This window comes from Bacillus sp. NTK074B (genome assembly GCF_017303375.1).
Taxonomy (GTDB): domain Bacteria; phylum Bacillota; class Bacilli; order Bacillales; family Bacillaceae_B; genus Rossellomorea.
Genome location: NZ_JAFKOH010000003.1, coordinates 371,761 through 385,240 on the forward strand (window position 1 = coordinate 371,761; position 13,480 = coordinate 385,240).

Sequence of the window (13,480 nt, forward strand, 5' to 3'; positions counted from 1 at the left end):
TTTTAGTGAAAAATATACAGAAGCGCAAGCCTAATTATTGGTTTACGAGTAAGATTCTTTTCATTTGTTTGAGATTTACGGCACTGTTCTCAAACAGAACCCTGCCCTTTCGGAGTGTAAATCCAACCAATCACCATATCGTATAAAAAATCATATCAGCCCCTACATCATTTCAATTCCACACATAAAAAAGAAACGACCCCCAAAAGGCCGTTCCTCCACTACACTTTATTGAACCGTATACCCACCGTCCAAAACGACAGCCTGACCGGTGATCCCCTTCGCTGCATCACTGCACAGAAACATCGTATAATCAGCTATTTCTTTCACATCCAGCAACCTTTTTTGCGGGACCAAAGGATAAATGACTTCTTCGATCACCCTCTCAAAAGGAACATTACGGGTCTTTGCAAGATCTGCCAGCTGATTTCGGACCAAGGACGTATCTACGTAACCCGGACAAACGGCATTCACCGTGATTCCATGCTCTGCCGCTTCCAGTGCAGCAACCTTTGTAAGACCGATGACTCCATGTTTCGCAGAATTATAGGCGGCTTTACCGGAGAAGCCGACCAATCCATTGATGGACGCCATATTGATGATTCGCCCCCATCCTTGTTTTTTCATATGGGGCAAGGCATGCTTGATCGCAACAAACGGCGCGGTCAGCATGACTTTGACAAGAAGCTCGAACTTCTCAGTAGGAAACTCTTCAATATGGGAAACATACTGAAGTCCAGCATTATTGATCAAGACATCCAGTTTCCCGAAGTGATCCACTGTTTTCCTGATTGCTTCGTTTAATTCGGATTCCGAGGTAACATCACAGCGGAGTCCCAGAACTTCAAGTCCTTCTTCTTTCAGTGCATCTGAAGCTTCACGTACGCTGTCTTCCTGCAGGTCCGTCAGTACGACTTTCGCTCCACCGCCCGCAAACTCCCTGCCGATCTGGTAGCCGATCCCCTGGGCAGCACCTGTTATGAATATCACTTTATTTTCTACCATTTACTTAAATCCCCACTCCCAAGCTGAATAATACAATGGCAAGTGCCAATCCAATGAGAGGAACGATGACTGTCAAGGCACCTACAGCACCATACGCTTGCCCATGTGTTTCATTACAGATCGATCGAATAGTCGTCACAACATACCCATTGTGCGGCAAGCTGTCAAGAGCTCCTGAAGAGATTGCGACTACCCGGTGAAGGGCTTCAGGATTTACCCCCATATCCATATAATGCGGGGCAAGGATCGGCAGTGCTATCGCCTGACCACCCGAAGCGGAACCGGTCATACCTGCAATCACACTGACGGCAATCGCTCCGCCGATTAAAGGTGAACCTGGAATATTCGTCATGACATCAACGGCTGTTGTGAAGGCAGGAACGGCTTTCGCCACTCCGCCGAATCCAACGACGGCGGCAGTGTTCCCGATGGCGATCAATGCACCCACCGTCCCTTCAGAAACAGCACCCCAGAAGCCTTTGAAATATTTACGGTTTAACACATATGCTGAAATCACGCCGCCTAATAGGGCAATGATTAGAGCTGATTGCTTTAAAGAATCGTGGAATGAAAAGGCAAGAATGAGTACGACTAATAATGGAATGAGCCCCATGAACGGGTTTGGAAGCGGTCTTCCTTCATCGATGACCGGATCTTCTTCACGGGAACGGAATTTCTCTCCTTTGTTCACCGCTTTTGTGATCATACGCTTAAGCCACCAGTAACCGAACACCGCCATAAACACAGCTACGATTAAACTGACTTCCCAGCCTGCATAAGGTGTTGTACCTAAGTATTCGATCGGGATCCAGTTTTGAATCTCCGGTGAACCGGCCGAGGTCATGGTAAATGTGACAGAACCGAAAGCCAGTGCCGCCGGGATAAAGCGACGCGGCAAATCAGCTTGCTTAAACAAGCTGACAGCCATTGGGTATACGGAGAATGCTACTACGAAGAGACTGACTCCCCCGTAAGTCAACACCGCACAAGCAAGCACGATGGCGAATACAGCGTATTTCATCCCCAGTTTCTCTACTACAAAACGGGACACACTATCGGCGGCACCGCTGTCTTCCATTACCTTCCCGAAAACGGCCCCCAGTAAGAACATCAGGTACCAGGCAGCAACAAAGCTTGTGAATCCTGACATATAGTTCGTGACGAGATCCGCTTCCCCTTCACCGGCTAATTGCGGGAAGAGAGGCATGCCGCTTAAAATTGCGACGAATAATGCCGATATGGGACCAACAATCAGGATGTTCATGCCCCTCATCGTTAAAAAGATCAATAAAATGAGTCCTCCAATAAGACCGATCATGCTTAACATGATATTTCCCCCTTTGTTCTCCAAAGATGATGACGCTTACATTTTTATTTGATTGTTCCCCTTTCATAATTGTGCGTTCATTCATTTTACATGCAATAATTGTGCCAACTTTCAGATTACGGTTCATTCATTCTTTTTTTCCATTGATATTCCGAGATCCTGGACTAACAGATGATTTCAGACACGAAATGTTCATAATTCCTCACAAAGAAAAACAGTCCGGAAATATGGACTGTTTTCCATATTTCCGGACTGTTCATCATCATCTTACAACAGCTCATATTTATTTAACTTTTCATAGATGCTTGATCTACTTATCCCCAGGGATTCGGCTGCCTTTCGTTTATCATGTTGATGGGTCTGAAGACTTTGAGCCAACACAGATTTCTCTGTTTCTTCGAGGATTTCTTTTAACGTTTTGGAGTCTACATCATATACATTACCAGCTTTCATATACGAAGGGATTGATATGAGAGAGATCTCGTTTCCGTTGGACAAATAGGTCGACGCGTTGATGACATTCTCCAATTCACGCAGATTTCCCGGCCAGCTATAGGAAAGAAAAATCTGCATCACTTCGTGTTCAAACCCCTGTATTCGTTTTCCCGAGGACTTTGTGGATTTCTCCAGGAAGAAGGAAGCCAGAGTTTCGATATCTTCTTTCCGTTCACGCAGGGGAGGGATTTGAAAAGGTACAACGTTAATACGGTAATACAAATCACTTCGAAATCGCTTTTCTTCCATCATTTTTTCAAGGGGACGGTTTGTGGCAGCGATAATCCGTACATCCACATGCTGAATGCGTGTTGAACCGACAGACTCGACTTCCCCTTCCTGCAACACTCTGAGAAGCTTCGCCTGCATATTAAGGGGCATATCCCCGATTTCATCAAGGAACAGGGTCCCTTTGTGGGCAAGCTGGAACTTCCCTTTTTTCCCGCCCTTTTTAGCCCCGGTGAATGCTCCTTCTTCGTAACCAAAAAGTTCCGATTCCAGTAGGTGTTCCGGAATCGCCGCGCAGTTCACTTTAATGAATGGCTGGCCGCTTCTTTCACTCAGCTGGTGAATGCTGTGAGCGAACAGTTCTTTTCCCGTCCCGCTTTCGCCCCTGATCAGGATGGAAATGTCACTTGGAGCGATCATTTGGGCTTTGTCTTTCAATTCATTCATGCCCGGAGATTCTCCGATGATATCATTCAGAGAGTATTTCACCCCGGTATTGATATCCTGTATGTAACTTTGAATCTTCGACATCATATTTTTCACATGCGAACTCATTTGCATCCATTCACTTGTATCCCGGAAAATGACGGACCCGAATGCCCCGATCACCTTGCCGTCCACAGAAATGGGGATCCGATTCGCGATCATGTAATTTCCCTTTATGTACTGAAGATCCGCTACTTCTTCTTTTCCACTGCCTGCAACAAGATGCATTCGTGTGTTTTCAATCACATTTGTCACATGTGAACCTATCGCTCTATCCCTTTCCACCTCGAGGAAGCGACAATAATTATCATTTATGTAAAGGATGATCCCTTCGTTATCAACGACGACTAACCATTCGAAAGCGTTCTCAAGAATGATTTCAATCATTTCCACCGATACTTTTTTTAATAAGCTGCTCATCTTCTTCTGCCTCCCCCGTGTTTACTAGAGAACATATACTTTCATAGTAGCACATTCACGCCACCTCTTTATGAAAAGAAATCACTTCTGTCAATAATTTCAATGACCTGTTCACAATCGGTTTAATTCCCTTAGTATTAGGGAATCTTCTTAACAATGAATGGAGGAATGAAAGGATGAAAATCGCAGAATTGAAACTATTTTATTTCGAAGACGATGGAATCATCCCGAATAATCCAGACCTGCCAGTACTCATTTATCGTAACGCCCTGGATCAGGGAAATGAAGCTGAGAGGTTATTCAATCGAAATCAATGGCTGAATAGCTGGACCAACGGCATTTATGATTATCATCATTATCATAGTAACGCCCATGAAGCTTTGGGTGTCATGCAAGGTGAAGCAACCGTCCAATTAGGCGGGGAGCTTGGGGAAGAAGTGACGGTCCGTCAGGGCGATGTGCTGATCCTGCCAGCCGGGACTGGACACAAGAAGTTGAATGCAAGCCCCGACTTTAAAGTAGCCGGCGCCTATCCGAACGGAGACGATTATAATGTAAAAAAAGGTTCCATGCAGGAACGGCCGAGCGTGCTCATTGAAATCAAAAACGTTCCACTTCCATCAACAGATCCAGTGTTTGGAGATAGCGGACCATTGGTGAAATACTGGCTGAAGAAATGATACAAACCTGTTCTGCGTCCTCTTAATTTCAAAGGGAATTCTTTCCTGTTTCTCTATAGCAATGCTTCTTAGAAACAGCTATCCTTACTTTTTAAAACAGTTCATTATGAAGATAATGATTATTTATACCAATTGGCTTGTTTTCTTTAAGGTCCTGTGCTATTCTATTAGAGCGATGAGCTGAATTGTGTAAGTCGGTGATCACGTCCCTGTGACAACAAACGATGTGGCGTTTGCTGATTATCCGCCTCAATTTTTTTGCAAGTGGGCTTCCATAGGAAATGGGAGCCCTTTTTATATGGAGAAAACCCCCGATGATTCCTCATCGGGGGTTTCTTTAATGTTGAATCGATACCGGTACAGTGCTTTTCTTCCTCAACGGCCTGTCATATTGACTGGTGATCAATAATGATACAATGAAGAATCCGATCAGTGTCATAAACAGCACTTGCATGCTGAAGAGATCCACCAGCACCCCTCCGATGAACGGTCCGATCATTCTTCCGCCTGTCGCCGTGCTGTTGACTATCCCCTGATAGAACCCTTCCCTGCCCTTGGGAGCGAGTGAGTTCGCGATGGTCGGAACCGCCGGCCATATGAGCATTTCACCGACGGTCAAAATGATCATGGCAACTGCAAACCATTGAAATTGATCAGAGATCGATGCAACGCCGAACGAGATCATGAAGATAACGGTTCCGATCATGATTTGAAGCTTCAAATTGTTCTCAAAACGCTTGATCGCTTTGGATAATAGGGGTTGGGAAAGAACGATCAGGGCTCCATTGATGGTCCACAATAAGCTGTATTGTTTTAAAGATATATTGATTTCCTGCGTGTAGGTCGCAATGGTGGACTGCCACTGAACATACCCCATCCAACATAATAGATAAGCCACGCATATAAACAGCAGGGCTTTCAATTTTGATTTATCTTTTATCACCTTTGATTCATTCAGCACGGATGTTTGATGACCTGCAACCGAGATTTTCCGATACCCAAACAACGCAATGAAGAAAAAGACGATATACATACTGAGATTTGCCAGGAATATATAGTTAAAGGAAAATGAGGCCACGAATCCACCCAATGCGGCTCCAACGGCCACTCCGATGTTTTGGGCGACATAGACAGAATTGAATGCTTTCCTTCCGCCTTCCGGCCATACAGAACCTGCCATGGCATACATGGAAGGAAAAACAACTCCCGAGCCAAATCCAACAATCATCAAGAAAACAACATAGAAAGAAAATCCATGCCAAATATTCATGCCGATCAGGGCCAATAATGTAATCGAAATCCCTGATAGGATGGAGCGATAACCACCAAAACGGTCGAATAAGCTTCCTCCGATCAGATTACCGATGACACTTGCACCTGCATTCAGCATCAGCACGATTCCTGCAACGGACAGTGACTTCCCTAAATTTTCATGAAGATAAATGGTATTAAGCGGCCATAAGAAAGAGGCACCTGTCACATTCACCATCATTCCTATGACAAGCATCCATAATGATTTGGGCATATTTTTCTGCCCCCTTTCCATCCTTTTATTTCGAGTCCCAAAAGGATTTTACTCCTTTTGCGGATAGGGGGCAAGAATTATTTCTTAGAATCAAAAAAAATAACCAGGCACTCATGGAGAGCACCTGGCCAGTGACGGTTATTTCCCGTTATGATGATTGGATTTAACAGGCTGACCCTGCTTTTCGTAACGCTTTTTGGCTTCTTTAACCGGGTTTTTTTCAGCACCGAATTCAGTATTCAGTTTACGGAAATCACTCCGGGTCTTTTGTTCAGGATTGTTTTGATCAGAACGTGTACTCAATGTAATTTACCTCCTACGACGTTCGGGTCATGATCTAACAAGATCATCTCATTTTGCAAAGTCTGAAGCTGAAGTCGCATGCGATGCAATTGCTCACGCTGTTGGGAGTTCGCGCTGTTCGCCATGTGAGCTACGTTGTTCACTGCCTCTTCCAGCTGCTGCATGGCCTGGGTATACTCTACATCATGATAGTGCTCCTGCTGTGCCCCTGATTTATATTGTTCTTGAGCGTAACGAATGGCATCTTCACACTTTTGAATGCATTCATCCATTGAATTTCTTGTTGCCATTTCGACTACCTCCCTGACATATGGAATCAAGAAGGGGAAGGTCCTATCCTTCCTCTCCTCCATCTTAGTTTGAACTTGATTGCCTGTTTCAGAAGTGGTAATCTTCGCCTATTTCTCTCTGCAGGATACATTTTACCCGTTGTTCATGATAAAATCTTTTTGAACGTCCCGAATACATAGGATTTTACACATTGAAATATAGGAGGTGTTTGTCATCGGGACAAACCCATTTCCATATGCCTCAGATTCAAAGCGATATCATACGTGGAACTACCATTTACGGAACCATTTTGGGCATAAAGTGTTTAAGGTTGCTTTAGACGGCGGCTTTGATTGCCCGAACAGGGACGGTACGGTTGCTCATGGAGGCTGCACCTTTTGCAGTGCTGCAGGCTCCGGGGACTTTGCCGGAAGCAGGGTGGATCCATTAGAAAAACAATTTAATGACATCAAGGAAAGAATGCACATGAAGTGGAAAGACGGAAAATACATGGCGTATTTCCAAGCATTCACGAACACTCATGCACCTGTTGAAGTACTCTGGGAAAAATATGAGTCTGTCCTTAAACAAGAGGGCGTAGTAGGCATTTCCATCGCCACCCGCCCAGACTGTCTTCCTGACGACGTCGTTGAATACTTGGCAGAGTTAAATGAAAGAACCTATCTTTGGGTGGAACTGGGACTACAAACCGTTCACGAAAAAACGGCGGGGCTGATCAATCGTGCACATGACTATCAATGCTATGTAGATGGCGTAAATAAATTACGCCGGCATGGAATTCGTGTTTGTTCCCATATTATTAACGGTCTTCCCCAGGAAAATGAGGAAATGATGATGGAAACCGCACGGGAAGTTGCAAAACTTGACGTCCAAGGAATTAAAATCCATCTGTTGCACTTATTAAAAGGCACTCCAATGGTCAAGCAATACGAAAAAGGACTAGTGGACCTCATGGACTTCGATCATTACGTCAAACTCGTCTGCGATCAATTAGAAGTGATCTCTCCTGAAATGATCGTTCACCGCATAACCGGGGACGGACCTATCGACCTCATGATCGGGCCGATGTGGAGTGTGAATAAATGGAGCGTACTAAACGCCATTGATGATGAACTGAAACGCCGGGACAGCTGGCAGGGAAAATTCTATAAAGTGGATGTGAAAGCATGAAAATAGACCGAATACTACCCTTTGCAAGGGAGCTGCTGGAAAGGGCTGTCAAACCGGGAGATATCACGATAGACGCAACTCTCGGGAATGGGCATGATACCCTGTTTCTCGCTCGCTTGGTTGGAGATAACGGACGCGTATATGGTTTTGATATTCAAGAAGAAGCCATCGAAAACACCAGGGAACAGCTCAATACCCATGATTTGGCCCATCGGGTGACCCTTTTTCATCAGGGACATGAGACCGTCATGAACGTCATCCCCCCATTGCATTACGGCAAAGTGACGGGGGCTGTCTTTAATCTCGGATACTTACCAGGTGGTGACAAGGATATCGTTACCCGTCCGAAAACAACCATACTTGCCCTAAATCAGATATTAGAAATGATGGCCCCTGAAGGGATCCTTGTTCTTGTGATCTATCATGGCCATCCTGAAGGCGCAGTGGAACGGGATTACATCCTTCGCTACGTTGAACGACTGGATCAAAACTATGTTCATGTACTGAGATATCAATTTATGAACCAGCTTAACAACCCGCCATTTATCGTGGCATTGGAGAAGAGATAAAAGAGGGACGGACCTCCGCGGAGGTCCGTCCCTCTTTTTTTTATAATAATTCCTTCGCAATCAGCTCGAATGATTTGAGTTTATCTTGGAAGTCATACGTGATGCTGACAAGCATGATTTCATCGGTTTGGTACTGCTCGCTTAGTGCGAGTAGCTTTTCTTTTACTTTCTCTGGACCTCCGACGACCATGCGTTTGCGGTTTTCACGCACTCTCATGGCTTCGAACGGCGTATATTGATAGGCCGCCGCTTTCTCAGGGCTTGGTGTTCCGTTCGAGCGCATGCCCTGCTCGATCATGAGGATGGATAAATCAATGCTTGAGGCGACTCTTTCCGCTTCTTCATCCGTTTCGGCACAGATGGCAAATACGGCAACGATGTTCTTCGGTTCCTTCAGGTACTCGGAAGGAACAAAGTTATTGCGGTAGGCTTGAGTATATTGAGGTCCGCCTTCCCCGTTGATAAATTGGGCAAATGTATAAGGCAGTCCTTTTTGTGCTGCAAGCATGGCACTGGATGGACTTGAGCCGAGCATCCAGACTTCCGGCATGGTTTTGATTATTGGGGCAGCCGTTAGTCCCTGGTATGGATGAGCATCAGGCAGGGAATCCGTCAAATAGCCGAGTAAGTCATCTATTTGTTCCGGGTAACGATTCACATCCCTCGGCTTCCCGTCATGTAATGCCATTGTGGCCATCGGCATTCCGCCGGGAGCCCTTCCCAATCCCAAATCGATTCGATTCGGATTCAATCCTTCAAGCAATCGGAAATTCTCCGCTACTTTGTATGAAGAATAATGAGGAAGCATGACGCCGCCGGAACCTACACGGATCCTTGATGTATTTTGTGCAAGATGGGCAATCAAGACTTCCGGTGATGAACCGGCCAGGCTCGTGGAATCATGATGTTCTGATACCCAGAACCGTTCAAACCCTAATTTCTCAGTATGCTGTGCTAATTTCACTGTATGATTCAAAGCCTCTTGAGGGCTCATTCCTTCGGCAATCGGTGACTGATCTAAGACACTTAGCTTCAAAGTGGACATCTCCTTTAATTGATGTGTGTATTATTATCAATTCTGATGAAAAAAATGTCCACTAACATGCTTAAAGGGTGACGGCCTGAATGGCCACCACCCTTTGGTTGCTTATTATTTGTAGATTAGCACCTTACCGACTGATCTGTCAGAACTTTGACCGGTTACACGGAATTTCAATCCGTAGTTCGGTACGTTACGTCCAGCGTCTACCATACCTTTGTTGCTGTAATCCTTCCTATCGTCAAATAGTGGATTACGTGCAGTGTGGTTGTCTTTCATTGTCAGCCCCAGTAATTCAGTGTAATCCAGGAACATTTTTTCTGATTTGTCCAAACTGAATGCTGCATCGTGAACCTGGTAGCGTGTAGATCCTACAGAACCGTCGCTCCAGTAGTTGGTTTTTTGATCAGCATCGACAACCCCGACGAAACCGTCTCCTGGATGAGTTCCTGTCCAGTTATCACTGTATGATTTATCCACATACCATACGACTAAACCATCATCGAATTGCATTAAGCTTGCACCGCGGCGGATGTTGGCAAGGCCTTCATCCACACCATTGTGACTGCGCCATTCAAGAAGGTAGTAATGCTCTTTATACGAAATTCCGTTTGATACTTCGAAGCCGTTTGTTGCAAATTGAGGCTTACCTTCAGCACCATCTTCAAATACAACATTTCCATCGACCGTTAAAGTTGCATTGTCTAAAGCGAAGCCATCAAGGGCAAGGCCACCATCTGTCACATAGTTAAATGTGAGGGTTACTTTTTCGCCTGCAAATTGACTTAGATCATAAGACTTATCAACCCATTGACCTTTGGTAGATTCAGCACGGCCGTCTCCATCAGTATCGTCGTTACCGATTGTGTCAATTTCTACTTCCTCGCCGCTTTCCGTTGTAGCCGTCACGTGAAGGAAATCAAAATCGTACTCCACATCATATAAGGTTTTGAAGCTGAATGTAGCATTTGTTGCATTCGTTAAATCGAATTCAGGAGAAACGAGTGATGTATTAAGGTCGTCTCCTTTTGTGCTGTAATAGTACTTTTCACCAAACTCAGGAAGGATTCCTTGTACCTCTTTGTCTGGAAGATTCACTTTTACAACATCGTTATTGGTACCCTTTGTTGCTGCTTCATCCAATAGATATTCTTCACCTTTTCGGGTAACATCTTCTGCATTGATTTCTTCACCAGATTGCCAATTACCTTGAGTTCCTTCATTGTCCACTACAGCAGAGGCCTGCAGCATTTCTTTCATATAAGGACTGAATCCGGAAGGCATTGAACCTGGGATATCCCCTGCCCAGCTTCCACTTGCCATGATGGACCAGTAGCTCACCGGTTCACCTGTTCCAGTGTATTGGGTGTCGTATTCATCCGGAAGTCCTAAGTCATGTCCGAATTCGTGGGCCATAACTCCGACTGCACCGTCTTCAGGTTCGATTGTGTAGTCGTACGCGTACATCGTCCCTTTACCAAAGTAATCAACTTCAGGAGTAGGAGATCCCGCAATCGGGAAGATTTTGCCAAGATTCCAGCGGTGAGACCAGATAGCGTCAGATCCCAAAGATCCTCCACCTGCTTCTTCACCTACACCAGAGTGAATGACCATTAAGTGATCGACAAGTCCGTCCGGCTCTAAGTAATTCCCGTCACCGTCAAGATCATAACGATCCCATTTGTCATATTCCGAAAGATCAACGTTCGGGTCCGCAGCTGCTTGAGCAAGGGCTTCTTTGATCAGGCCGCGTGCATTGACATCACTGCCGTCCGGCTGTGGATCGTTACCGCCATATGCTGCTGCCGGTTTACTTGCTGTATACCAGCCTGCCACATCCCCATCCACTGAGTAGCTTCCACCAGATTGCTGCTCGTAGTACTGCTTCATTGAAACATATGTCTTGCCGTCAGGACCTTTCCAACCACCTTTTCCAAATAGCATGTCTTGGTAATGCTCTCGGGAATAGGCATCGTCCCCTTCATAATACATATCCGTTTCATCAGTCGTCATAGAATTATGAGGCTTGTCCGGATAGTCTACAAGAAGGACCAATACTTCATCGGTACGCTTTTCACCATCATACGCTTCTTCTTTTACTGGATCCGGAGAGTCCTTCTTGGCATGTCCCAGTTTATTTCCTTTACCATTCTTTACGCCATTGTCTTTCATGGATTTTTGAAGCTTTGCTTTCGCTTCTGCTTCTTCGTTATGAAGGTCGCCTTCAGCTTCGCCTGCTTGTTTCTCAGCCGATTCTGCTTTGGCTTCAAGGAATTTCTGCAGTCCCTTTTGTGCTTCTGCGGCTGTAGCATTCTTCTTGATCTTACCTTCTTTCTTCAGCATCTCGATCAGGCGATCATCATTCGCGATTCCTAAATCGAAAGCCCCCCCATGTTTATGATCATATTTCAACGTCGGCTTTGCTAACACATTCTCAGGTCCTACAGTTGCAGCTGATGCAGGTACAGCAAATGCCCCTACACTAAGAGCCGCAACCATGGCCATCGATAATACTTTACGAGATTTCAAACACGGTTCCCCCTTTAAATATGTACTAAATATTTACACTAATTACAATATACTCTACTATTCTGAAAAGTAAATATATTCAGATGGCAATTAGTTATTTAGGATTACGAAATAACCGGAATACAGTTAAATATAACTATATGAAATGGACAAGATAACAGGACTATTGACATAACTACAAATAATTCAACAAAATTATTATGTATAAATATGGTAGTAAAGGTCGTATTTAGAAAAACTTTGCCCGACTTTAGATGGATGAAAAAGACAAAAAGAGGGACGGACCTCGAAAATATTTCGAAGGTCCGTCCCTCTTTTTCACTCTATTTATGACGTTTTTTTCCGGTTTCTCCATTTCCGATAGATTTTACCGTTCATGTAGAAGAATCGGGTGATCCAGCCTGCTTCTCCGATGAATTGTTTGGAGAAGGATTGGACGTTTGCTTGTTTTCTAGCCTTATCGTCTGATAGATAGACTCCTATGAGTCCTTTATTGATCAGGCGATGAAAGTGAGCGTGGGGAAGCTCTTGGGTATGTTCGTCTGCTTTGGCCAGGAAATGGAGCAGCCGTTCTTTCAGATGCTCGTCATCCTCATAGTAGAAGCAGAAATTCAGATCCCCTCCCTGCCGGTCTTCATCCTGATCGATGAAGTAATCCAGAAGAATATGTAAACCTTGGATGTAGGGAAAATAGCCCCGTTTTATCTTTTCTGTATAAGAGGGCTGGAAGTCCCGACGGCACGCGTATGATACTAAACAAAAGATGCCCAGGGTAGAACCGGAGCAGGCGGAAAATTCATACCAATTCATCTCAGGCAGATTGGGACGATGGGTTTCAAACCAGTCCTGAAGCCTTCCTACTCTTTCTTCTTCCTTCACGTGTTTATGTATTTGAAGATCACAATAGTACTCACACAGTTCCAAGAGATCTTTTTTGATGTTGTCATAGTGATTTACATCAGCGAGAACAGATTGACAGGTCAAAACCAGGTCCCTTAGATACCCTCCATCATCCTGATCGCTTCTCAACGCATAATAATTTACAGGTTCCGCCCCTGCTGTCAATGAATCTCTCATGGACCGGTGAAGTAAAGCAAAGTCTTCCGGATCCAGTGATACACTCCGGTCGCATAAATTATCCAAATAATCGCTGATTGTCTGATAGGCGACGATGAAGCGGATCGTCTCAGCCTTCTTATCCAGAGCTAAAAGGGAAAGGATCGCCCCTCCCTCGCAGTGGAATGTTTTATGCTCGATGCTTGCAAGTGCCTGGTTCCTCAGTTCCTGATTGGGTATCTCTTCAGCCCGTTTCTTCCAGCCGTCCAATTCTCGGTGAACGATTGGAAAGACATTGCGGTATACTCTTGTCATCAATGAAAAGGGATCACTTGGTATCGACATTTCCATCACCTC

General features: G+C 45.0%; 12 protein-coding genes. 3 read left to right on the forward strand and 9 right to left on the reverse strand.

Annotated elements, in window-relative coordinates; all coding sequences use genetic code 11:
• Nucleotides 1-228 precede the first annotated feature (228 nt).
• The 3 genes from JI667_RS07855 to JI667_RS07865 form a co-directional block, all read right to left on the reverse strand.
• Nucleotides 229-1,005, reverse strand: coding sequence for a 3-hydroxybutyrate dehydrogenase (locus JI667_RS07855; RefSeq protein WP_206851751.1), 777 nt, complete (start codon nucleotides 1,003-1,005; stop codon nucleotides 229-231).
• Nucleotides 1,006-1,009: 4 nt separating this feature from the next.
• Nucleotides 1,010-2,332: a GntP family permease gene (locus tag JI667_RS07860; RefSeq protein WP_206851752.1), complete on the reverse strand. Its 1,323-nt coding sequence runs from the start codon at nucleotides 2,330-2,332 to the stop codon at nucleotides 1,010-1,012.
• Nucleotides 2,333-2,599: 267 nt separating this feature from the next.
• Nucleotides 2,600-3,961 carry a sigma-54 interaction domain-containing protein gene (locus JI667_RS07865; RefSeq protein WP_206851754.1) on the reverse strand — a complete coding sequence of 454 codons (1,362 nt, stop codon included), beginning with the start codon at nucleotides 3,959-3,961 and terminating at the stop codon, nucleotides 2,600-2,602.
• A gap of 176 nt (nucleotides 3,962-4,137) precedes the next feature.
• On the opposite strand from JI667_RS07865, the gene JI667_RS07870 reads away from it, so the two are divergent.
• Nucleotides 4,138-4,641 carry a cupin domain-containing protein gene (locus JI667_RS07870; RefSeq protein WP_206851756.1) on the forward strand — a complete coding sequence of 168 codons (504 nt, stop codon included), beginning with the start codon at nucleotides 4,138-4,140 and terminating at the stop codon, nucleotides 4,639-4,641.
• A gap of 337 nt (nucleotides 4,642-4,978) precedes the next feature.
• On the opposite strand, the gene JI667_RS07875 is transcribed toward JI667_RS07870, so the two are convergent.
• From JI667_RS07875 to JI667_RS07885, 3 genes are all read right to left on the reverse strand, one after another.
• A complete protein-coding gene (locus JI667_RS07875; RefSeq protein ID WP_206851758.1) occupies nucleotides 4,979-6,166 on the reverse strand; it encodes an MDR family MFS transporter in 1,188 nt (395 codons plus the stop codon).
• A gap of 138 nt (nucleotides 6,167-6,304) precedes the next feature.
• Nucleotides 6,305-6,469: a glycogen biosynthesis protein GlgD gene (locus tag JI667_RS07880; protein ID WP_206851759.1), complete on the reverse strand. Its 165-nt coding sequence runs from the start codon at nucleotides 6,467-6,469 to the stop codon at nucleotides 6,305-6,307.
• Nucleotides 6,466-6,759, reverse strand: a complete 294-nt coding sequence (locus JI667_RS07885) for a YtzC family protein (protein WP_206851760.1) — start codon at nucleotides 6,757-6,759, stop codon at nucleotides 6,466-6,468. The genes JI667_RS07880 and JI667_RS07885 overlap by 4 nt, the downstream gene beginning before the upstream one ends.
• A 214-nt stretch (nucleotides 6,760-6,973) precedes the next feature.
• On the opposite strand from JI667_RS07885, the gene JI667_RS07890 reads away from it, so the two are divergent.
• A complete protein-coding gene (locus JI667_RS07890; protein ID WP_414635227.1) occupies nucleotides 6,974-7,930 on the forward strand; it encodes a TIGR01212 family radical SAM protein in 957 nt (318 codons plus the stop codon).
• A complete protein-coding gene (locus JI667_RS07895) occupies nucleotides 7,927-8,499 on the forward strand; it encodes a class I SAM-dependent methyltransferase (RefSeq protein ID WP_206851762.1) in 573 nt (190 codons plus the stop codon). Before JI667_RS07890 ends, JI667_RS07895 begins: the two co-directional genes overlap by 4 nt.
• A gap of 40 nt (nucleotides 8,500-8,539) precedes the next feature.
• Here the strand turns inward: JI667_RS07895 and JI667_RS07900 are convergent, their stop codons facing one another.
• The 3 genes from JI667_RS07900 to JI667_RS07910 form a co-directional block, all read right to left on the reverse strand.
• The gene (locus JI667_RS07900; protein WP_206851763.1) at nucleotides 8,540-9,544 is read right to left on the reverse strand and encodes an LLM class flavin-dependent oxidoreductase; all 1,005 of its coding nucleotides are present in this window, start codon (nucleotides 9,542-9,544) and stop codon (nucleotides 8,540-8,542) included.
• Nucleotides 9,545-9,649: 105 nt separating this feature from the next.
• Nucleotides 9,650-12,067, reverse strand: a complete 2,418-nt coding sequence (locus JI667_RS07905; RefSeq protein ID WP_414635223.1) for an immune inhibitor A domain-containing protein — start codon at nucleotides 12,065-12,067, stop codon at nucleotides 9,650-9,652.
• 327 nt (nucleotides 12,068-12,394) lie between these two features.
• Nucleotides 12,395-13,468, reverse strand: coding sequence for a tetraprenyl-beta-curcumene synthase family protein (locus JI667_RS07910; protein WP_206851764.1), 1,074 nt, complete (start codon nucleotides 13,466-13,468; stop codon nucleotides 12,395-12,397).
• Nucleotides 13,469-13,480: the final 12 nt, after the last annotated feature.